At 60.9% G+C, this 20,348-nt stretch carries 20 protein-coding genes and 1 pseudogene; 12 read left to right on the forward strand and 9 right to left on the reverse strand.

What is annotated here, in order from left to right; translation table 11 throughout:
- Positions 1 to 336: 336 nt before the first annotated feature.
- A complete protein-coding gene (locus ACYAR8_RS16050; RefSeq protein ID WP_463580409.1) occupies positions 337 to 1,776 on the reverse strand; it encodes a coniferyl aldehyde dehydrogenase in 1,440 nt (479 codons plus the stop codon).
- 146 nt (positions 1,777 to 1,922) lie between these two features.
- Between ACYAR8_RS16050 and ACYAR8_RS16055 the strand changes: the two genes are divergently transcribed.
- The 3 genes from ACYAR8_RS16055 (at position 1,923) to ACYAR8_RS16065 (ending at position 4,796) form a co-directional block, all read left to right on the forward strand.
- Positions 1,923 to 3,119, forward strand: a complete 1,197-nt coding sequence (locus ACYAR8_RS16055) for an MFS transporter (protein WP_463580410.1) — start codon at positions 1,923 to 1,925, stop codon at positions 3,117 to 3,119.
- Between the two features lie 72 nt (positions 3,120 to 3,191).
- Positions 3,192 to 3,878 (forward strand): TetR/AcrR family transcriptional regulator, encoded by a 687-nt coding sequence (locus tag ACYAR8_RS16060; RefSeq protein WP_463580411.1) that lies wholly within the window; start codon positions 3,192 to 3,194, stop codon positions 3,876 to 3,878.
- 63 nt (positions 3,879 to 3,941) lie between these two features.
- Complete coding sequence (locus tag ACYAR8_RS16065; RefSeq protein WP_463580412.1) at positions 3,942 to 4,796, forward strand: sulfurtransferase; 855 nt, start codon at positions 3,942 to 3,944, stop codon at positions 4,794 to 4,796.
- 51 nt (positions 4,797 to 4,847) lie between these two features.
- On the opposite strand, the gene ACYAR8_RS16070 is transcribed toward ACYAR8_RS16065, so the two are convergent.
- The 4 genes and pseudogenes from ACYAR8_RS16070 to ACYAR8_RS16085 form a co-directional block, all read right to left on the reverse strand.
- Positions 4,848 to 5,864 carry a hydrolase gene (locus ACYAR8_RS16070; RefSeq protein ID WP_463580413.1) on the reverse strand — a complete coding sequence of 339 codons (1,017 nt, stop codon included), beginning with the start codon at positions 5,862 to 5,864 and terminating at the stop codon, positions 4,848 to 4,850.
- Entirely contained in the window at positions 5,848 to 6,468 is a 621-nt protein-coding gene (gene rsmD, locus ACYAR8_RS16075) for a 16S rRNA (guanine(966)-N(2))-methyltransferase RsmD (RefSeq protein WP_074892355.1), read from the reverse strand. Before rsmD ends, ACYAR8_RS16070 begins: the two co-directional genes overlap by 17 nt.
- Positions 6,468 to 7,841, reverse strand: a pseudogene (locus ACYAR8_RS16080) (M16 family metallopeptidase); the annotation flags it as partial. The pseudogene ACYAR8_RS16080 and the gene rsmD, both read right to left, overlap by 1 nt.
- 119 nt (positions 7,842 to 7,960) lie before the next feature.
- Complete coding sequence (locus tag ACYAR8_RS16085) at positions 7,961 to 9,313, reverse strand: M16 family metallopeptidase (protein ID WP_108121025.1); 1,353 nt, start codon at positions 9,311 to 9,313, stop codon at positions 7,961 to 7,963.
- Positions 9,314 to 9,584: 271 nt separating this feature from the next.
- Here ACYAR8_RS16085 and ftsY point away from each other — a divergent pair, with 271 nt between their 5' ends.
- The 4 genes from ftsY (at position 9,585) to rpoH (ending at position 13,814) form a co-directional block, all read left to right on the forward strand.
- Complete coding sequence (gene ftsY, locus ACYAR8_RS16090; RefSeq protein WP_463580414.1) at positions 9,585 to 11,138, forward strand: signal recognition particle-docking protein FtsY; 1,554 nt, start codon at positions 9,585 to 9,587, stop codon at positions 11,136 to 11,138.
- Positions 11,135 to 11,806, forward strand: coding sequence for a cell division ATP-binding protein FtsE (ftsE, locus tag ACYAR8_RS16095; protein WP_037018829.1), 672 nt, complete (start codon positions 11,135 to 11,137; stop codon positions 11,804 to 11,806). The genes ftsY and ftsE overlap by 4 nt, the downstream gene beginning before the upstream one ends.
- Entirely contained in the window at positions 11,803 to 12,828 is a 1,026-nt protein-coding gene (gene ftsX, locus ACYAR8_RS16100; protein ID WP_074892359.1) for a permease-like cell division protein FtsX, read from the forward strand. The genes ftsE and ftsX overlap by 4 nt, the downstream gene beginning before the upstream one ends.
- A 131-nt stretch (positions 12,829 to 12,959) precedes the next feature.
- Positions 12,960 to 13,814 (forward strand): RNA polymerase sigma factor RpoH, encoded by an 855-nt coding sequence (gene rpoH / locus ACYAR8_RS16105; protein WP_037018833.1) that lies wholly within the window; start codon positions 12,960 to 12,962, stop codon positions 13,812 to 13,814.
- Between the two features lie 480 nt (positions 13,815 to 14,294).
- On the opposite strand, the gene mtgA is transcribed toward rpoH, so the two are convergent.
- The gene (gene mtgA / locus ACYAR8_RS16110; RefSeq protein ID WP_074892393.1) at positions 14,295 to 15,005 is read right to left on the reverse strand and encodes a monofunctional biosynthetic peptidoglycan transglycosylase; all 711 of its coding nucleotides are present in this window, start codon (positions 15,003 to 15,005) and stop codon (positions 14,295 to 14,297) included.
- A gap of 75 nt (positions 15,006 to 15,080) precedes the next feature.
- Between mtgA and ACYAR8_RS16115 the strand changes: the two genes are divergently transcribed.
- The 5 genes from ACYAR8_RS16115 (at position 15,081) to ACYAR8_RS16135 (ending at position 18,081) form a co-directional block, all read left to right on the forward strand.
- Positions 15,081 to 15,464 (forward strand): DUF423 domain-containing protein, encoded by a 384-nt coding sequence (locus ACYAR8_RS16115; RefSeq protein ID WP_456292246.1) that lies wholly within the window; start codon positions 15,081 to 15,083, stop codon positions 15,462 to 15,464.
- Between the two features lie 135 nt (positions 15,465 to 15,599).
- The gene (gene thiS, locus ACYAR8_RS16120) at positions 15,600 to 15,800 is read left to right on the forward strand and encodes a sulfur carrier protein ThiS (protein ID WP_074892361.1); all 201 of its coding nucleotides are present in this window, start codon (positions 15,600 to 15,602) and stop codon (positions 15,798 to 15,800) included.
- Positions 15,801 to 15,866: 66 nt separating this feature from the next.
- The gene (locus tag ACYAR8_RS16125) at positions 15,867 to 16,661 is read left to right on the forward strand and encodes a thiazole synthase (protein ID WP_074892362.1); all 795 of its coding nucleotides are present in this window, start codon (positions 15,867 to 15,869) and stop codon (positions 16,659 to 16,661) included.
- Between the two features lie 55 nt (positions 16,662 to 16,716).
- Positions 16,717 to 17,430, forward strand: coding sequence for a tRNA (guanosine(46)-N7)-methyltransferase TrmB (gene trmB, locus ACYAR8_RS16130; RefSeq protein ID WP_463580430.1), 714 nt, complete (start codon positions 16,717 to 16,719; stop codon positions 17,428 to 17,430).
- 207 nt (positions 17,431 to 17,637) lie between these two features.
- Positions 17,638 to 18,081, forward strand: coding sequence for a hypothetical protein (locus ACYAR8_RS16135; RefSeq protein ID WP_074892395.1), 444 nt, complete (start codon positions 17,638 to 17,640; stop codon positions 18,079 to 18,081).
- 93 nt (positions 18,082 to 18,174) lie between these two features.
- Here the strand turns inward: ACYAR8_RS16135 and ACYAR8_RS16140 are convergent, their stop codons facing one another.
- The 3 genes from ACYAR8_RS16140 to rdgB are packed head-to-tail and all read right to left on the reverse strand — an operon-like array spanning position 18,175 to position 20,340.
- A complete protein-coding gene (locus ACYAR8_RS16140) occupies positions 18,175 to 18,498 on the reverse strand; it encodes a DUF3392 domain-containing protein (protein ID WP_065991135.1) in 324 nt (107 codons plus the stop codon).
- Positions 18,499 to 18,520: 22 nt separating this feature from the next.
- Positions 18,521 to 19,735 (reverse strand): radical SAM family heme chaperone HemW, encoded by a 1,215-nt coding sequence (gene hemW / locus ACYAR8_RS16145; protein WP_463580415.1) that lies wholly within the window; start codon positions 19,733 to 19,735, stop codon positions 18,521 to 18,523.
- The gene (gene rdgB, locus ACYAR8_RS16150; RefSeq protein WP_074892396.1) at positions 19,732 to 20,340 is read right to left on the reverse strand and encodes an RdgB/HAM1 family non-canonical purine NTP pyrophosphatase; all 609 of its coding nucleotides are present in this window, start codon (positions 20,338 to 20,340) and stop codon (positions 19,732 to 19,734) included. The genes hemW and rdgB overlap by 4 nt, the downstream gene beginning before the upstream one ends.
- Between the last annotated feature and the right edge of the window lie 8 nt (positions 20,341 to 20,348).

Consider the following 20,348-nt stretch of genomic DNA (forward strand, 5'->3'; position numbering starts at 1 on the left):
AGATTTGCGGTGTAGCGCGAAACGCATACACGGCTAAAGCCAGTCCTACAGGATGACCGCGTTCAAATAGTGGGACCGGCTTCAGCCGGGAAGAGGCCGGTGTGGGCGCCACACATTTTGTGGTGTGACGCCAAATACATTCCCGGCTAAAGCCAGTCCTACAGGGTGACCGCGTTCAGAGAGTGGGACCGGCTTCAGCCGGGAAAAGGCCGGTGTGGGCGCCATCAGATTTGCGGTGTGACGCAAGACGCCTTCCCGGCTAAAGCCGGTCCCACAAGTTTCCATATCCATTGCCGCTGGCCGGGCGCGTGGTGTCGGTCAGGGTTTGCAAAAGGATCAGCGCACGAACAGTCGCTGAACCAGCTTCTGAAGTGCCTTTCCATAGGGTGGGTAGATCAGCCGTGAGGCGTTGAAACGTTGCTTGATCAATACGCCTTTGGCGTGGCTGAACGTCAGAAAACCCTCGTGCCCGTGGTAATGACCCATGCCCGACGCGCCGATGCCGCCGAAAGGCAAGTCGTCCTGGGCAACATGCAGCAGGGTGTCATTCAGGCAGGCGCCGCCCGAATGTGTCTGCTCCAGCACGCGGTTTTGTTCATTCCGGTCGTAGCCGAAGTAATACAGCGCAAGTGGTCTGGGTCGCTGATTGATGTAGTCAAATGCTTGCTCGATCTTGTCGTAGGGCACGATTGGCAGCAGCGGTCCGAATATCTCATCCTGCATGATCAGCATATCGTCGTTCACGTCCAGAATCAGACTGAAAGGCATCCTGCGGTCTTGCCCCTCGGCGAACAGCTGTATCACCCGCGCACCCTTGGTTTGAGCGTCGGCGAGATATGAATTCAGGCGCGCGACATGCCGCTGATTGATGATCGCGGTGTAATCCGGGTTGTCGGCCAGCGCGGGGTAAAACCGTGTGACCGCTTCCTTGTAGGATTCGGCGAATTCGTCAATGCGATCTCTAGGCACCAGAACGTAGTCGGGCGCCACGCAGGTTTGTCCGGCGTTGAGTGTTTTGCCGAAAGCGATGCGTTCCGCGGCGTCCTTGAACGGCACGTCGCGGGACACGATGGCGGGGGATTTGCCGCCCAGCTCCAGCGTCACCGGGGTGAGGTTTTCCGCCGCCGCGCGCATGACGTGCCGCCCGACGCTAGTGGCGCCTGTGAACAATAGATGATCGAACGGCAATTTAGAGAACGCCACGCCAACCTCCGCCTCGCCCAGCACAACCCCGACGTGATCTTCCGCAAACACCCGCGTCAGCAGGCTTTTTAGCAACGCGCCGGTGGCGGGTGTGGACTCACTGAGCTTGAGCATCACGCGGTTACCGGCTGCCAATGCGCCCACAAGCGGCCCGATGGCCAGATACAGCGGGTAATTCCAAGGCACCACCACGCCAATCACCCCCAATGGCTGGTAAACGACTTTGGCGCTGGCGGGCTGGAACGCCATGCCGACGCTTCGGCGCGAAGGCCGCATCCATTTCTTCAGATGACGCTGGGCGTGGCGGATGTTGTGCAGGCACGGCATCAGCTCGGCGAGAAGGGTTTCATCGGCGCTGCGGTGGCTGAAGTCAGCGCTGATCGCGTCGATGATCGCCTGGCGCTCGGTGCTGAGCAGCGTGTGCAAGCGGTCGAGCCATTGCTTGCGCTCTTGCAAAGCCGGCATCGGGTTGGCGGCAAACGCGCGCCGTTGCTCGTCGAATACCTGCTCCAGATGGCTGCGCGGGGAAGGAGCGTCGTCTGCGCATGGCAAAAGATTAGATTCGACGGGCATCGCAGCGGTCCTTGTTAAAGTTATGCAGTGCTTTTAGAGTCATTGCTCTACGAAGTCAACGGCCCTTGCATTCGCTCGCAGGCGCACGCCAGACTGTCCGGGCAAATACGGCACTGCCGCCCCGCACCACCTGACACGGAGTCTCAATGCGCACGGACTATCTGGCGTTTTTCCTTTCCCTGTTTCTCTCCCGCCTCGCCGATCAGGTTCTCCTGTTCCTGGTGCCGCTGATTGTTTTCCAGACCACCAACAGCGCTTCCCTGGCGGGGCTGGCGTTCTTTGTCGAGACGTTGCCGCGCTTCCTTGCATTCCCCATTTGCGGCGCGCTTTGCGACCGATACTCGCCCATCCGGCTGCTGCACATCAGCCAGATCTACCGCGCCTTGATCTGCCTGGTCGCGATGGGGCTGTATGGGTTGTTTGGGGGCATCGGCTGGCTGATCGGGCTGTCGGCGATCTGTGGGGTCCTGACCACTCAGGGGATCATGGCCCGGGAAGTGGTGATGCCGCATATTTTTCCGGATTACCGCTACGGCAAGACGCTCTCCTACTCTCAGATTGCCGACCAGAGCGGCCTTGTACTCGGCCCTTTGCTAGCGGCGCTGGCACTGGAGATCTGTCACTGGTGGGGTGTCGTGATCGGTGTGGCAGTGGTTTTCGTTGCGGCGGATCTGGCGATGCGCGTCTGGCAACGCAACAGCGATGTCACGCTGGAACGCTTTGATCAGCACGCCTACAGCTGGACGCAGCCTTTAAGAATCGCCTTCGGACACATCTTCCGATTGGCCGAACTGAAGAAAATCATCCTGCTGGCGGTCGGCGTCAACCTGATCGTCGGTGTCACGCTGGCCAGCTCGGCGGCGATGGTGATCGGCTCATTCAGCGAGAGCAAAGATTACTATGCCGGCCTCCAGGCGGTGGGCGCTTTGCTAACCATCGCGATTCTGTTTGTCCTGGCACGGGTCAGTCTGCCGCTGAAACTGCTCGGTGCGATGTCATACATCGCCTTGCTGCTGGGGGCATTCGTTACCGCTACGAGTGCGTCATCCGAGGTCTATCTTGTCGGCTTTCTGCTGATCGTCGGCTTCGACAAGATGTTCAACGTGTACATGCGCAGCATTCGTCAGCGGGTCATCCCGGCGCGCGACTTCGGCAAGACCGTTGGCGTCATCACGCTGCTGAACAACTTGTCGCAGCCGCTGGCCGGTCTGCTGGTCGGAGTGCTCACGGCGCCGATCGGGTTGCGCGGCGTGATTTTGATCAACACGCTGGCGGCAGCCGTGCTCGGCATTGGTGTCGCAGCTGTGGTTCGGCTCAGGCTGGCGACTGCCATGGAGCGATGAAGTCTGCAACGAGCCCGACGCTTGCGTTAAGATCCGGCACATCCCTGTTACGTTTCGACGTTCGAGTTGAACATGGCGCCGCGCATCAAAACCGTACGCATCAACACCCGTGAACGCATCGTGCACAGCAGCCTGGAGCTTTTCAATCAGCAGGGCGAGCGCAGCGTCAGTACCAATCACATCGCCGCGCACATGGAAATGTCGCCCGGCAATCTGTACTACCACTTCCCCAACAAGCAGGCGATCATCGCCGAGTTGTTCACCGAATACGAAGCGCTGGTCGACAGCTTTCTTCACCCGCCCAAGGGCCGGCTGCCGGGGGTTGAAGACAAGCGCCATTATTTGATGGCGATTCTCGATGGCATGTGGCGCTACCGTTTTCTGCACCGCGATCTCGAACACTTACTTGAAACCGATCCTGAGCTGGCGGTGCGTTACCGACGCTTTTCTCAACACTGCCTGATCAAGGCGATGTCCATTTACAGCGGCTTTGTCGACGCGCAGATTCTAAGCATGGACAAAGTCCAGATTGAATCTCTGACGCTCAATGCGTGGATCATCCTCACGTCATGGGTACGTTTTCTGTGCACCACGCGAGAAACCCCCGCCCACCTGAATGAAGACGCGATTCGTCGCGGGGTTTATCAGGTGCTGATGCTTGAGCTGGCCTATGTCACGCCCCAGGCGCGGGAAGCGGTGAATGCGCTGTGCGCGGAGTTTTATGTGCCATTGGCCAAGGCGCTGGAAGACGCCGGCTGAATCGGCCCGGCTGTCTCAATCGATTGTCATATCGCCATTTTTTACTGCCTGCAGGAGCCTGTCATGTCCATCGCACAATTGATCAGCCCGCAACAATTGTCAGAACGTCTGACACAGCCCGGGCTTGTGATACTGGATTGTCGTTCGTCGCTGGACGATTTGGACTATGGCCAGCGCAGCTACGCAGAGGGCCATATCGAAGGCGCTTCCTACGCTGACTTGCTCAATGATCTCAGTGGGGCCATCACCAAGGGTGTCACCGGCCGCCACCCGCTGCCGGATCCACAGACGGTGATTGAGAGCTTGCGGTTCTGGGGTGTGAACAATCAGAGCGATATCGTGCTGTATGACGATGGGCCCGGTGCTTATGCCGCCCGCGCCTGGTGGTTGCTGGCGTGGCTGGGCAAGCGCGACGGTGTGTATGTACTCGATGGCGGGCTCAAGGCCTGGCACGGGGCGGGTCTGCCGCTGAGTCTTGATCCGCCTCACCAACCCGAGGGTTCGTTCGACGGCGTACCGGATGACTCGATGGTGCTGACGGCCGAGCAGCTGCAGGCCCGCATCGGCGATCCCGCGATGACTCTGATCGACGCACGTGCCCCCGCGCGGTTCCGGGGTGAGGTCGAGCCCATCGACCCTATTGCGGGGCACATTCCCGGCGCGCAGTGCGCGGCATTCACCGACAACCTCGGCCCGGATGGCCGCTTTCTCCCGGCAGAGCAACTGAAACAGCGGTTTGCCGAGGCTTTGCAAGGCCGTCCTGCCCATGAGCTCGTCGCCTATTGCGGTTCTGGTGTGACGGCCTGTCACAACCTGTTTGCGTTGGCCCTCGCCGGTTATCCGTTGGGGGCGCTGTACGCGGGCTCGTGGAGCGAGTGGATCAATGATCCGCAGCGGGGCGTTGCGACGGGGGACTAAGGTGGAGGCATGTGAGCCTTACATCAGGCCAATCGCCCGGCGCAGCAAAAACTAGTCGTTTGCCTGCGCGCCATGGACGTCCGTCAGCCACATCGGAATCCGCTGCTCGAGGTAATACGTCGGCTTTCTAATCGTGCCGCCGACAAAACCCACGTGGCCGCCTTTTTTCTGCAGGTCGAATTCGGTGCTGGACGACAGCTCCGAGGCTGCAGGCAGGCTGTGCTTGAACACGAACGGGTCGTCCAGGGATTGAATCAGCAGAGTTGGCGTGCGGATGGCGCCGAGGAAGTATCGACTGGACGCGCGCCGGTAATAATCATGGGCGTCCACGAATCCATTCAGCGGCGCTGTCACACGCCCGTCGAAATCCCAAAATGTGCGCATGTCTTTCAGCGAACCCAGCGCCGCCAGTTCTGCAAGGCCATCGCTGAGACCTTCATGCTGAAAGCGTCGCTGCTTGTCCTTGATGTAGCCGACCATCTCGCGCATGAAGTGCCGCTGGTAAACCCTGGAAAACCCCAGCCCGATTCGGTCGGCGCATTCGTCCAGACGAAACGGCACCGACACCGCCACAGCGCCTTGCAGGTGGCTGTCGAGCCCGGTTTCGCCGAGGTGCTTGAGCAAAATATTGCCGCCGAGGGAATACCCGACAGCGTAAAGCGGCGCCAGTGGTCGGGCCTTGCGCAGATGATCGATCACGGCGGCAAGGTCTTCGCTGGCGCCGGAGTGATAGCTGCGGGGCAACAGGTTCGGCTCCCCCGAACAGCCTCGCCAGTTGAGGGCGACACTCGCCCAGCCACGTTTTTCCATGGCGTGCTGCAGCCCGGCGACATAGGGGGAGTTGGACGATCCGGTCAGACCGTGCAACACGAGCACGACCGGCACGTTTGCGTCGTGCGGGCCATGCCAGTCCATGTCGAGGAAATCGCCGTCTTCCAGCCAGATGCGCTCGCGCCGGCGCTCGAGGTGAGTGGTCGGACGCCACAGCGGTCCCCACAGCGTCTGCGAGTGCGGGTTGCCCAGGCCGAACGCCGGGACGAACCCGGGAAGGTCAGCTTGCGACGGCACTGCGTTCCCATACCGCGTAGTGAACCTGACCGGCTTTCTTTTCACGGTGCAGGCGCCAGTTGGCGGGCATGCCCAGCGTCGACGGCGCGGTTTCGCTTTCGGTGTAGATCCACGCGCTGTCCGCCAGCCAGTTGCGCTCTTCCAGCAATGTGCAGGCAGGCATCAGCAAGTCCTGGTGGAACGGCGGGTCGAGGAACACCACGTCGAATTGTTCGGCCGGCTGGGTTTCCAGATGGCGGAGCGCGTCGCCGGTAGCGGTTCTGCCGACGGTGCAACGTAGCGTACCGAGGTGTTCGCGCAGGCTGGAAATCGCCATCGAGTTGGTGTCCAGCGCCAGACCCATGCTGGCGCCGCGGGAAAGGGCTTCAAGGTACAGCGCGCCACTGCCGGCGAACGGGTCAAGGACGCGCGCGCCCTCGATGTACGGCGCCAGCCAGTTGAACAGGGTTTCACGCACGCGGTCCGGCGTCGGCCGCAGACCGGGGGCGTCAGGGAAACTCAGACGCCGACTGCGCCATTCGCCGCCGATGATCCGCAGTTGGCCGAGGCCTGTGTGGATTTTGTGCCCTTTGTGGATACGCGGCGGCTTGGAAGTCGAGGTCATCAGTGCTCCGGAACGCCGAGCGGTTGCTCGGCGGGTTTGTCAGTAGGGGGTGGCAGCGGCTTCTGCGGGACGGTCGGACCTGCAGTCACGATCACCAGCTTGTCAGCGTCCAGATGTTTGTTCATCACGGTTTTGATCTGCTCGACCGTGACGCTCTGGGACTGCGTCATGAAATCTTCAAGGTAGGTCAGCGGCAGATTATAGAAGCCGACCGCGCCCAGTTGGCCAACGATGGCCGCATTGCTGGCCGTCGCCAGAGGAAAGCTGCCGGCCAGTTCGCGCTTGGCATCGTCGAGTTCTTTCTGGGTCGGGCCGTTGGCAAGGAAGTCACGGGTGATGTCCTTGACCAGCTTGAGGGTGTTTTCGCTCAGTTCGGCCCGGGTCTGCAGGCTGATTATGAACGGACCCTGAGCCTGCATTGGCGTGAAGCCTGAAGACACACCGTAGGTCAGGCCGCGCTTTTCCCGCACTTCGGTCATCAGGCGGCTGCCAAATCCGCCGCCACCGAGGATCGAGTTGCCGAGTGACAGGGCCGCATAGTCAGGGTCGCCGCGGGTGATGCCCAGTTCAGCCAGCATCAGGTGCGTCTGCTTGGACGGAAACTCGATGTGGGTTTCACTCGGCTTGGGTTCGGTCGGTGCGACGGTTTGTGCCAGCGCCGGGCCTTTAGGCAGCGCGGCTGAAACCTGGGACGCAACTGCTTCGGCTTCGGCGCGTGTCAGGTCGCCAACCAGCGCAATCACCGCGTTGCCGGCGGCGTAGGCCTTGGCATGAAAGGCCTTCAGCTGAGCCAAAGTGAGAGGCGCGACGCTTTTGGCCGTGCCCATGCTTGGGTGCGCGTAAGGATGGTCGCCGTACAGCCGCGTGAACAGTTCATCGCCTGCGAGCTTGCCGGGGTTCTGCTTTTGATATTCGAAGCTCGCCAGCAACTGGTTTTTGATCCGCGCCAGCGAGTCCGCCGGAAATGTCGGTTTGCCCACCACTTCGGCAAACAGTTTCAACGCGGGCTCGCGTTTGTCGGCGGCACTCAGACTGCGCAGCGAGGCGATCGCCATGTCGCGGTAGGAGCCGTTTGCGAAATCAGCGCCCAGCCCTTCGAAACCTTCGGCGATGGCGCTGACGTTCTTGCCTTTGACGCCCTCGTTGAGCATCGCATTGGTGACCAGCGCGATGCCTGGGTTGGCGCCGTCCTGACTGCTGCCGGCCGCGAACAGCAGGCGCATGTCGAACATCGGCAGCTCATGGGCTTCGACAAACAGCACACGAGCGCCTTCAGCGGTATTCCACGACTGAATGTTCAGCGAGCGGCGAGCCGGCGCTTTACCGTCCAGTTCTTTCAGGGATTCCAGCGTACTGGCCGCCTTGTCGATGGCTTTCGGGGTTTCGGCGGCAGTCTCTGCCATCGCCGATCCAGCACCCAGCAGGCCAAACGTCACGGCGAGTGCGAAGGAGCAGGCCCGCGTTCGCGCAAAGCGGGATTCGTTGCGCTGGCTCATTGGGCTTTCTCCTCAGGCAAAACATGCGCAACGGCAAGGCGCTCGCGGGTGAAGTAGGTGCGTGCAGCCTTCTGAATGTCTTCCGGCGTCACGCTTTGCAGCGCGGCCAGTTCCTGATCGATGAGCTTCCAGGACAGGCCCACCGTTTCGAGTTCGCCAATGGTACTCGCCTGACTGGTAATGGAATCGCGCTCATAGACCAATCCGGCGATCACCTGGGCCCGGACCCGTTCCAGCTCTTCCTTGGCAGGCGGCTTGGTTTTCAGTTCGTCGAGCAGGCGCCAGATGCCAGCTTCAGCGTCGGCGAGGGTTTTCTTCTTCTGCTGATTGGGCGTGGCGCTAATGGTGAACAGGCTGTCGCCGCGGGTGTAGGCGTCGTAGTCGGATGAAGCGCCGGTGACCAGCTCTTCGCCGCGCTCCAGGCGCGTCGGAATGCGCGCGCTGTAGCCGCCGTCAAGCAAGGCCGAGATCAGGCGCAGTGCGTTGACCGACTGTGGATCGGTGGCGGTGGCCAGGCTAGGCACGTTGAAGCCATACATCAGGCTCGGCATCTGCGTGGCGACATGCACAGTGATCTGGCGCAGACCAGGTTCGGCCAGCTCCAGCGGCTTTTTCGAGGGCGGTACGTCGCGGCGTGGCACCGGGCCGAAGAAGCGCTCAGCCAGGGCTTTCACTTCATCGGGCTTCACGTCACCCACCACCACCAGCGTGGCGTTGTTGGGCACGTACCAGGATTCATACCAGTGGCGCAGTTCCTCGACCTTCATGCGTTCAAGGTCCGCCATCCAGCCAATGGTCGGCGTGTGGTAGCCGCTGGCGGGGTAGGCGATGGCCTTGAAGCGCTCATAGGCCTTGGCGTTCGGCTTGTCGTCGGTGCGCAGCCGGCGCTCTTCCTTGATGACTTCTATTTCCCGCGCGAACTCTTCAGGCGGCAGGCGCAGGGTGGCCATGCGGTCGGCTTCCAGTTCGAAGGCAACGGCCAGTCGATCACGGGCCAGCACTTGGTAGTAAGCGGTGTAGTCATCGCTGGTGAACGCATTCTCTTCCGCGCCCAGGTCGCGCAGGATCAGCGACGCTTCGCCGGGACCCGCTTTCGAGCTGCCCTTGAACATCATGTGTTCCAGCGCATGGGACAGGCCCGTCTGGCCAGGCGTCTCGTAGCTGGAACCCACCTTGTACCAGACCTGCGAAACCACCACCGGTGCACGGTGATCTTCACGCACGACGACCTTCAGGCCGTTGTCCAGCGTGAATTCGGTGGTGGGTTGTGGGTCGGCAGCCGATGCGGCGAAGGGCAAACAGATTGTGCTGAGCAGCAGGCCTGCGGCACAGCGGGCTAGAGCATTCATTCGTGATTTGAACCTTGGAGACGGCCTGCTTAGCGTCAGCGGGCGCGGGGGTGTTAGGATAGCGGCGAGTTTGCCTGACGACCATGACTAAGATGTCAGCGTCGTAAGCCTGCTTCGTAAGAAATGGCCGAGCAGTGCCCTCAACGGGACTGCGCTGCCCCTGTGGCAGGGCGAACGCTGAACAAGCGGACCTAAAAGCAGTCTGTTTCCCATACAGAATTTTTCAGAGGCGCCGCTCTGGCGCGTCGTTACCGTGAGATAGCCGTCCTCCATGTTTGGTTCCAACGACGACAAGAAGACCCCAGCCCCGGCTGGCGAGAAAAAAGGCCTGTTCGGATGGCTGCGCAAAAAGCCGCAGGAAGTCACTCCCGAGCCGCCGCAGAATGACCCCGCACCAGCGCCAGAGTCCGTGCCCGATCAGGCACCGGCTGTTGCTGAGCAGCACAACGCCCCGGTCATCCCGGCCCAGCGTCAGCCGCAACCCGCGCCGCAGCCGTTGCCACAGACCGCCACGACCGAAGCACTTTCGGCCCCTGTCGAAGATCCCTGGCTTCACCTGCCTGTCGCTGAAGAACCGGTCGCTTTCACCGATGAGCGTGAGCCGCACGTTACACCGTCCATCCCGGTTCACACCGAGTCCAACGTGGAGTCCGCAGCCACTCCATTGGCTGAAGTGCCCGCTCCACCGGCGGTCATCGACACGACCTCGTTCGAAGTGGCTCCGTCCATCGAGCCGACCCCCGTCGCGCTGCCTGATCCGGTGTCCGGCAATGATCTCCCTTCGCTGACGCCGCCGTTGACGACAGCGCCGGTGGTTCCAGCCGCACCTGCCGTGCCCGTTCTTGAAACCAGCGTGCCGCCTGTCCCGTTCGAAGGATCCGCCGCACCCAAGCAGCCTGGTTTTTTCGCGCGCCTGAAGCAGGGCCTGTCGAAAACCAGCGCCAGCCTGGGCGAAGGGATGGCCAGCCTGTTTCTCGGCAAGAAAGCCATCGACGACGACATGCTCGACGAGCTGGAAACCCGGCTGTTGACCGCCGACGTCGGTGTGGAAGCAACGTCGGCGATCGTGCGCAACTTGACGCAGAAAGTGGCGCGCAAGCAGCTCACCGACAGCGATGCGCTGTACAAGTCGCTGCAGAACGAGCTGACCGAAATGCTCAAGCCAGTGGAAGCTCCGCTGGTGATCACTGCACAGCACAAGCCATTCGTGATCCTGGTCGTGGGCGTTAACGGCGCGGGTAAAACCACCACCATCGGCAAGCTCGCCAAGAAGCTTCAGCTCGAAGGCAAGAAGGTCATGCTGGCGGCAGGCGACACCTTCCGTGCTGCAGCCGTTGAGCAACTGCAGGTCTGGGGCGAACGCAACAAGATTCCGGTCATCGCGCAGCACACGGGTGCGGACTCGGCTTCGGTGATTTTTGATGCCGTTCAGGCCGCCAAAGCGCGCGGTATTGATGTGCTAATCGCGGACACGGCGGGCCGTCTGCACACCAAAGACAACCTGATGGAAGAGCTGAAGAAGGTTCGCCGCGTGATCGGCAAGCTCGACGCCGACGCGCCCCATGAAGTCTTGTTGGTGCTGGACGCTGGCACAGGTCAGAACGCTATCAATCAGGCCAAGCAGTTTAATCAGACTGTACAGCTGACCGGCCTCGCGCTGACCAAGCTCGACGGGACGGCCAAGGGCGGCGTGATCTTCGCCCTGGCCAAGCAGTTCGGCCTGCCGATTCGCTACATTGGTGTCGGTGAAGGCATCGACGATCTGCGAACCTTCGAAGCCGAGCCGTTCGTCCAAGCCCTATTCGCCGAGCGGGAGCGCCCATGATTCGTTTCGAACAGGTCGGTAAACGCTATCCGAACGGACACGTCGGCTTGCATGAGCTGAGCTTTCGAGTACGTCGTGGTGAATTTTTGTTTGTGACCGGTCATTCCGGCGCAGGCAAGAGCACTTTGCTACGCCTGCTGCTGGCGATGGAACGTCCGACCACTGGCAAGCTTTTGCTGGCGGGTCAGGATCTCGGCCAGATCAGCACCGCGCAGATTCCGTTTCTGCGTCGTCAGATCGGCGTCGTGTTCCAGAATCACCAGTTGCTGTTTGATCGCACGGTGTTCAACAACGTCGCGCTGCCGCTGCAGATCCTCGGCCTGTCCAAGACCGAAGTGGTCAAACGCGTCGATTCGGCCCTTGAGCGCGTGGCGTTGTCTGATAAAGCAGAGCTGTACCCGGGCGACTTGTCCACCGGTCAGCAACAGCGCGTCGGCATCGCCCGCGCCATCGTGCATCGCCCGGCCCTGCTGCTGGCGGACGAACCCACCGGTAACCTTGACCCGCGACTGGCGGCCGAGATCATGGGTGTGTTCGAAGACATCAACCGACTGGGCACCAGTGTGCTGATTGCGAGCCACGACCTGGCACTTATCGCACGGATGCGCCATCGCATGCTGACGTTGCAGCGCGGCCGATTGATCGGCGACGGGGAGGCTGGCGTATGAGTGCCACCCGCAGTCCCAAGGTCTCCGAGCGCGTAGCGCCCAAGGTGTCCGACCCGGCTCCGCAAAAGAAAAAGAAGCGCGATGACGATGACGGCCCGAGTTTCGGCGAGTTGTTCAACGCCTGGATCGAAGCCCACCGTTCAAGTCTGCTGGACAGCCTGCGCCGTCTGGGCAAGCAGCCCATTGGCAGCTTTTTTACCTGCCTGGTGATGGCGATTGCCCTCAGTTTGCCGATGGGCTTGTCGTTGTTGCTGAGTAACGTCGAGCGTCTGGGCGGTTCGTGGCAGCGCGCTGCCCAGATATCTCTCTATCTGCAGCTGGATGCGTCCCCGAGTGAGGGCGAAGGCCTTGTCCGTCAGATCAAGGAAATGGGCGGCGTCGCCGAGGCCGAGTACATCAGCCGCGATGAGGCGCTGAACGAATTCCAGAAGCAGTCCGGTCTGGGCGAGGCGCTGAAGGAACTGCCTGAAAACCCGCTGCCCGGCGTTGTGCTGGTGACGCCGCTGGAAGTTGACAAAGCGGCGCTGGAGGCATTACGTACGCGTCTGGCTGAGTTGCCTAAAGTGCAGCAGGCCCAACTAGACCTGGTCTGGGTCGAGCGTTTGGCCGCTATCCTCAAGCTGGGCGACCGATTTGTCTTCGGCCTGACCGTATTGCTGGTCGCGGCGTTGCTTTTGGTCATCGGCAACACCATTCGTCTGCACATCGAGAACCGTCGTACGGAAATCGAGGTCATCAAGTTGGTAGGCGGTACGGACAGCTACGTGCGCCGGCCCTTCCTTTATATGGGGGCGTTGTACGGGCTGGGTGCGGGAGTTCTTTCCTGGGGTGTTCTGGCTTTCGGGCTAGACTGGTTGAACGAAGCGGTGGTACGGCTGGCCGGGCTTTACGGCAGCAATTTCGCCCTCGCTGGCGTGCCGGTCTCAGACGGCTTGTCGCTCTTGCTTGGAGCGGTGCTGTTGGGGTATATCGGTGCGTGGATTGCGGTAGCGCGCCATTTAAGAGAGTTGGCACCTCGTTAGTCTTGAGTAACAACGTCGTTAGTAAATTTTGTTTCACCTATTGACTTTTCAGCTCAGGGAACTTGTCTAGCGGTTCCCGGTCAATTTCGCAGTGCTGAACTGCACGAGTTATGTGTCGGAGGTTTTTTCGTATGACCACTTCTTTGCAACCTGCTTATGCCTTGGTTCCGGGCGCAAACCTGGAAGCCTATGTGCATACGGTAAACAGCATTCCACTGCTGACGCCTGAGCAGGAGCGTGAACTGGCCGAGAGTCTCTATTACGAGCAGGATCTAGGGGCGGCTCGGCAGATGGTGCTCGCCCACCTGCGATTTGTCGTGCATATCGCACGCAGTTATTCCGGTTACGGACTGGCTCAGGCTGACCTGATTCAGGAAGGTAACGTTGGCCTGATGAAAGCCGTCAAGCGCTTCAACCCAGAAATGGGCGTGCGCCTGGTGTCCTTTGCAGTGCACTGGATCAAGGCCGAGATTCACGAGTTCATCCTGCGCAACTGGCGCATCGTGAAGGTCGCGACCACCAAGGCTCAGCGCAAGTTGTTCTTCAACCTGCGCAGTCAGAAGAAGCGTCTGGCCTGGCTGAACAACGAAGAAGTGCATCGCGTAGCAGAAAGCCTGGGCGTCGAGCCCCGCGAAGTGCGTGAGATGGAAAGCCGTCTGACCGGCCATGACATGGCGTTCGACCCGGCTGCAGAAGCCGACGACGACAGCGCTTTCCAGTCGCCGGCCAACTACCTGGAAGACCATCGTTACGATCCGGCGCGTCAGCTGGAAGATTCCGACTGGACTGACAGCTCCACGGCCAACCTGCACGAAGCGCTGAACGTGCTCGACGACCGTAGCCGCGACATTCTGTATCAACGCTGGCTGGCGGAAGAAAAAGCGACGCTGCACGACCTCGCCGAGAAGTACAACGTCTCTGCCGAGCGCATTCGTCAGCTCGAGAAGAGCGCGATGAACAAGCTGAAGCTGTCGATCGCTGCCTGATCGCTACGCCGTAACGCAAAACGCCCCGAGATGATCGGGGCGTTTTTGTTTGTCGGTCCGACGCTAAATCTGGTTGCCCCCAACGACAATCCGGAGCCGGCTTGCTGGTGAACCTCATATGGCATTCGCTAGCTAAGTGTCTGAACGCGCGCATTCGCCAGCAAGCCGGCTGCGGATTTGCGTGGATTGATCCATAGGCGTCGTGTCAGGTGTGACGGCCGGCGCCCCGAGAACGCCTTCGCGGGCAAGCGCGCTCCTACGCCCTGCGGGCAGAGGCAGACCGCGTTCCATGCCATGTTATCTCGGGACTTTAGACCTGCGAGATGGTTACCACGGGGATTACCGGCGTGGATGCAGATTGATGGACGACGCAAATCAACTGTAGGAGCGCGCTTGCCCGCGAACGCGGTGTGTCAGTCACCTCTTTACCCACTGACAGGGCGCGTTCGCCAGCAAGCCGGCCCCTGCAGGGATCGTGGCTTACCACTTTCGACTGTGATTCAGCCCCATCAAATACTCATCCCCACCCAGCTGCCTCATCTGCTGGCGGATCCAGCCGGCGCGGCGTGAGACGTAGCTGCTGGGATGGCTGGCGCTCCATTCCCGCGGGTTGGGCAGGACGGCGGCCAGGTAGCTGGCCTGTTGCGTGGAAAGCTGACTCGCATTCACGTGAAAGTGATGCTGCGCAGCGGCCTGGGCGCCGAAGACGCCGTCGTCCCATTCCACGCTGTTCAGGTACACCTCGAGAATGCGCTGCTTGGACCAGAACACCTCGATCAGACCGGTAAACCACGCTTCCAGGCCCTTGCGAAAGTAACTGCGGCCCGACCACAGAAAGAGATTTTTGGATACCTGCTGGCTCAGCGTACTGGCCCCGCGCAGCGAACCACCGCGTTCGTTATGAACCAGTGCCGCCTGAATGGCGTCGATATCGAAACCCCAGTGCTCGGCGAACTTCTGGTCCTCGCCAGCGATGACGGCGATTTTCAGATCATCGGAAATGTTGTCCCACGACTCCCAGTCGCGCTGCAGATCAATGGGCTGACCGTCGAACCAGGATTCGATCTTGCGTTCGACCATCAACGCGGTAAACGGAGGAGGGACCCAACGAAAAATCAGTACCAGCACGACACTTGCCGCTGCGAACCAGAGCAGGCCTTTGGCGACACGACGGAGGAGTAATTGCAGCATAGAGATGGCTTGGCCGAACCGGTTGAGCGGGCCATTATACAGACCACGCGTCATCGAACCTGCCTGGAGTTGTACATGTTACGAACCTTTCTGATGTTGGCCTCCTTCTTCGGATTCACTGGCGTCGCCCTTGGTGCGTTCGCTGCCCACGGCCTGAGAAACCGTCTGACGCCCGAGTACCTGGCGGTCTTTCATACCGGAGTGCTCTACCAACTGATTCATGCGCTGGCGATTTTCGGCGTGGCGCTGTTGGCGATGCAGATCCAGGGCCGGCTCGTCACCTACGCAGGGATCTCTTTCACACTGGGCATCATCCTGTTTTCCGGCAGTCTCTACCTGATGACGCTGACCGGCGCGACCAAGCTGGGCATCATCACCCCCTTCGGTGGCCTGTTTTTCCTGATCGGCTGGGCGATTCTTGGCTGGACGGCATGGCGCCTGGGCCTCGACACGCTCTGATCCCCACTGCGTGCGCTTATGTCGAGCGCGCAGCAACCCTCGGCCACGCCTGAGACGAATGGCGTGGCTTTGCCTTGGTCATACCGACCGATCGGGCTAGAATGCTCGCCCCCTAAAATGATGGCTGCCCCTCGCATGCGCATTCAGTTGAACGGTGAATCCTTTGAGCTGCCCGACGGCGAGACCGTTTCGGCATTGCTGACACGTCTGGATCTGACCGGGCGCCGAGTCGCCGTCGAGCTCAATCTGGACATCGTCCCGCGCAGCCAGCATGCCGCTACGACGCTGACCGAGGGCGATCAGGTCGAAGTGGTGCACGCCATCGGTGGCGGCTAGCCTTCGACGTGCCGCCGGCCTGATCCGCAATCACTGCAAGAACCTCAACCGTAAAGAGGATTTCAGATGAGCAACGTTCGCAGCGACAAGCCGTTTACCGTGGCAGGTCGTACTTTTCAGTCGCGCCTGCTGGTCGGCACTGGCAAGTACACGGACATGGAACAGACCCGACTGGCCATCGAAGCCTCGGGCGCCGAGATCGTTACCGTTGCCGTGCGCCGGACCAACCTGGGGCAGAACCCTGGCGAACCGAACCTGCTCGACGTGCTGCCGCCGGATCGCTACACCATCCTCCCGAACACCGCCGGTTGCTACGACGCCATCGAGGCCGTGCGCACCTGCCGTCTGGCCCGTGAGCTGCTCGATGGTCACAATCTGGTCAAGCTGGAAGTCCTAGCTGACCAGAAGACCCTGTTCCCTAATGTCATCGAAACCCTCAAAGCGGCGGAAACGCTGGTTCGGGACGGCTTCGACGTCATGGTATACACCAGCGATGACCCGATCATTGCCCGCCAGCTCGCCGAAATCGGTTGCTGCGCGGTGATGCCCCTCGCGGGCCTGATCGGTACTGGCCTGGGGATCTGCAACCCGTATAACCTGCAGATCATCCTCGAAGAATCGAAAGTCCCGGTCCTGGTGGATGCCGGTGTCGGCACTGCGTCCGACGCCACCATCGCCATGGAACTGGGTTGCGAAGCGGTGCTGATGAACTCAGCGATCGCTCACGCCCAGCATCCGGTGTTGATGGCCGAAGCCATGAAACACGCCATTCTGGCTGGCCGCATGGCTTACCTGGCCGGTCGTATGCCCAAGAAACTCTATGCCAGCGCATCTTCGCCGCTGGATGGTCTGATCAAGTAAGAGCCCGTTGATGATTGATTCGCAAACGCCCGACCCACTTCCGGACGACGAAGTGATGAATGACGAAAATGCCAAAGCGCCAGGCGATGACAGTAATCACCGCCGCATCAAAAGCTTCGTGATGCGCGCCGGCCGCATGACCGAAGGTCAGCAACGCGGCCTGGATCAAGGCAAGGAGCTATTCGTGCTGCCGCTGGCAGACGCTCCCGTTGATTTCGATCAGGTCTTTGGCCGCTCCGCCCCGCGCACCCTCGAAATCGGTTTCGGCATGGGGCACTCGCTGCTGGAGATGGCTGCCGCCGCGCCAGAGCAGGACTTCATCGGCGTGGAAGTGCACCGTCCGGGCGTTGGCGCCTTGCTGAACGGCGTGCTGACCCAGAGTCTCACCAACGTGCGGGTTTACGATTGCGATGCGATCGAAGTGCTTAACCGCTGTGTGGCTGACAATAGCCTGGACCGGCTGATGCTGTTTTTCCCTGATCCGTGGCACAAGTCGCGCCATCACAAGCGCCGTATCGTCCAGGCCGAATTTGCCGAGCTGGTGCGCACCAAGTTGAAGCCGGGCGGCGTGCTGCACATGGCGACTGACTGGGAACCGTATGCCGAATACATGCTGGAAGTGATGAATGTGGCCCCGGGTTACCGCAACCTGGCCGAAGACGGTAAATGCGTTCCGCGCCCTGCGGAACGTCCGATCACCAAGTTCGAACGCCGTGGCGAACGCCTCGGTCACGGGGTCTGGGATCTGAAGTTCGAGAAGCTCGCCTGATCACTTCTTGACCAGGAGCGGCCCGACAGTGGCCGCTTTTGAGTTTTTACCGCACATTTCAGCCCGCCAATTGCCTTGTATGACGAACCCTTCGATTTCTTCCTAAGGAGGCTACAAGGTCTTCGGAATCGTCCGACATCCATTTTCAGTTCTGATCTTCATAGTCCCCGCCGTTGCATATATCAATATTGATGACGAGGAATGAAGATGAACAAGTTTTGGCAAATGGCTGCGATCGCCACGCTGATTGCGACCACCAGCGGCTGTGTCAGCTACAACGTCAGCCAGCCAAGCGCTTCGCTGTCCGGCGACGTGAAGACTGATCTGAAGGCTGACGTCAAAGTCGGTGAAGCCATCAGCGGCGAGTCTTCCACCAATGTGCTGTTCGGCTGGTTGAACATCGGTGGTGATACTCAGTTTGCGGACGGCGTGACCTACGGCGGCGCGAGCGGTGGCGGCGGCATCGGCCTGCCTCTGCCGGATCCGATCTCCTCCACCAAGGCAGCCGCTGCGTTCAAGGCCGTCAAGTCGTCCGGTTCCGACCTGATCGTCGCGCCGCGTTACGAAGTCACCGTCAACGATTACTTCATCTTCAAGCAAGTGAACGTAAAAGTGACCGGTAACAAAGGCAGCATCCAGAGCATTCGCTAATGGGCTGATCACACTCGGCAACAGCTGAGAGTGATGTCTTGAGAGCGCCCTTCCCGCCATGGTGGGCAAGGGCGCTTTTGCATTTCCGGTCGGTTACTTCCGATCCGCCACGACCCCGATCAACACCAGCACCACCACCAACACCGGCGCCAGGCTGTAGTTGTTGAACTGGCTCAGGCCGCGCACGACCCATGGCGTGGCATAAATCAGCGCAGCGCCGCTGCCGACGGTGCAGAGCAGCGCCATGATCGGAATGCGCAGGGCGCCGGCAAAGCTGCCGAGGCGGCCTTCGATCCAGCCCTTGATGTCGGTCCCGAAAAGAATCAGCAGACAGCCCACCAATGCCAGGGCGATTTCCGACAAATTGCTGCGACTCCAGCGCGAGACGGTGGCCAGCAAGTCGAGTACGAATTCCATTCAGTGTCCTTAGTGTTGAGCCTTACAGAAGAAAGTGCTGCAGCAGGTCGTTGAGGAATAACTGGCCGCGAGGGGTCGCCACCAGCCGTAACGGATCGGTCTCCAGCAAGCCGCGTTGTTCCGCCTCAAGACGGGCGCTGGCGAGCGAATCGACGCTTAGACCGGTGCGGCGCTGAAATAATGCAGCGTCCACGCCTTTTGTCAGGCGCAGGGCGTTCATCAGGAATTCAAAGGGCATCTCGTCCAGCGGCAGCAGCTTTTCGCCAGCCTGGTAGGCCTTGGCCGGATTGAGGTAATCCTTGGGCAGCCGGGTCTTCCAGGTGCGGATGATGCGCCCGTCCGGGTGGCTGAGTTTGCCATGGGCACCCGCACCGATCCCGATGAAATCCCCGAAGCTCCAGTAATTCAGGTTATGCCGCGCTTCGCGTCCCGGCTGGGCATAGGCCGATACTTCATATTGACCGTAGCCGTTGTCCCGAAGCAGCGTCTGACCAGCCTCTTGAATGTCCCAGAGAATGTCGTCTTCCGGCAGCGTTGGCGGCTGATTCCAGAACACGGTGTTCGGCTCAAGGGTCAACTGATACCAGGACAGGTGAGTCGGTGCGAGGGCGATCGCCTGACGCAGATCGCCGAGGGCGTCTTCCTGGGACTGGTCCGGAAGGCCGTGCATGAGGTCCAGATTGAAATTATCAAAACCCGCCCGGCGCGCCATGTCGGCAGCGCGCACGGCCTCATCGCCGTTATGGATACGTCCCAACGCCTTGAGCTTGGCTTCCTGAAAACTCTGGATGCCGATGGACAGCCGATTGATGCCCAGGCCCCGATAGGCGCTGAATTTCACCTGCTCGAAGGTGCCGGGATTGGCTTCCAGCGTGATCTCGATGTCGGGTGCGAAGCGGATGCGTTGCTCAAGGCCCCGCAGCAGACGGCCCAGCGCGTCGGCGCTGAACAGGCTGGGCGTGCCGCCACCGAAAAAGATGGTGCTCAGCTCGCGGCCATAGACGTGGGGCAGGTCCTGATCGAGATCGGCCAGCAGCGCGTCGACGTATTCCTGCTCCGGCAACACCGGGCTTGCCGTGTGTGAGTTGAAATCGCAGTACGGGCATTTGCGCACGCACCACGGGATATGGATGTACAGCGACAGCGGCGGCAGCTCGGCAAGGGGCGCCCGTGGCTGCTCAGAGGAGAAACCGGCCGCGCCGAGAATCAGCGGCCGGGTGGTGGAATCCTGAGTCATTGCTGATCAGGGCTCAGCCCCAGACGCTGACGCAGAATGGCCATGGCGCGGGCGCGGTGGCTGATCTGGTTTTTGTCAGCCGGGGTGAGTTCGGCACTGGAGCAGTTGCGCTCCGGCACCCAAAACAACGGGTCATAACCGAAGCCATGGTCGCCACTGGCGGCGGTGAGCATGCGGCCGTGCCACAGACCTTCACAGAGGATCGGCAGCGGGTCGTCGGCGTGGCGCACCAGGGCCAGAACGCAGACGAACTGGGCGCCACGTTGTTCGGCGGGGACGTCCTTGAGGGCGTCCAGCAATTTGGCGTTGTTCGCCGCATCGCCCTTGCCGTCGGCGTAACGCGCGGAGTAAATGCCCGGCGCACCGCCCAGGTAATCCACCGCCAGTCCCGAATCATCGGCCAGTGCCGGCAGACCGGAAATCCGCGCAGCGTTGCGCGCCTTGAGGATGGCGTTCTCGACGAACGACAGCCCGGTTTCTTCGGGTTCCACGGTGCTGAACTCGCCGATCGAGCGCAGCTGTACGCTGGCGCCGAGCATGGCCTGAAGTTCTTTGAGTTTGCCGGCGTTATGGCTGGCCAGTACGAGCTGGGTGAGGTTCATGATGAGTCCGT

Source organism: Pseudomonas sp. HP_01 (assembly GCF_055284355.1).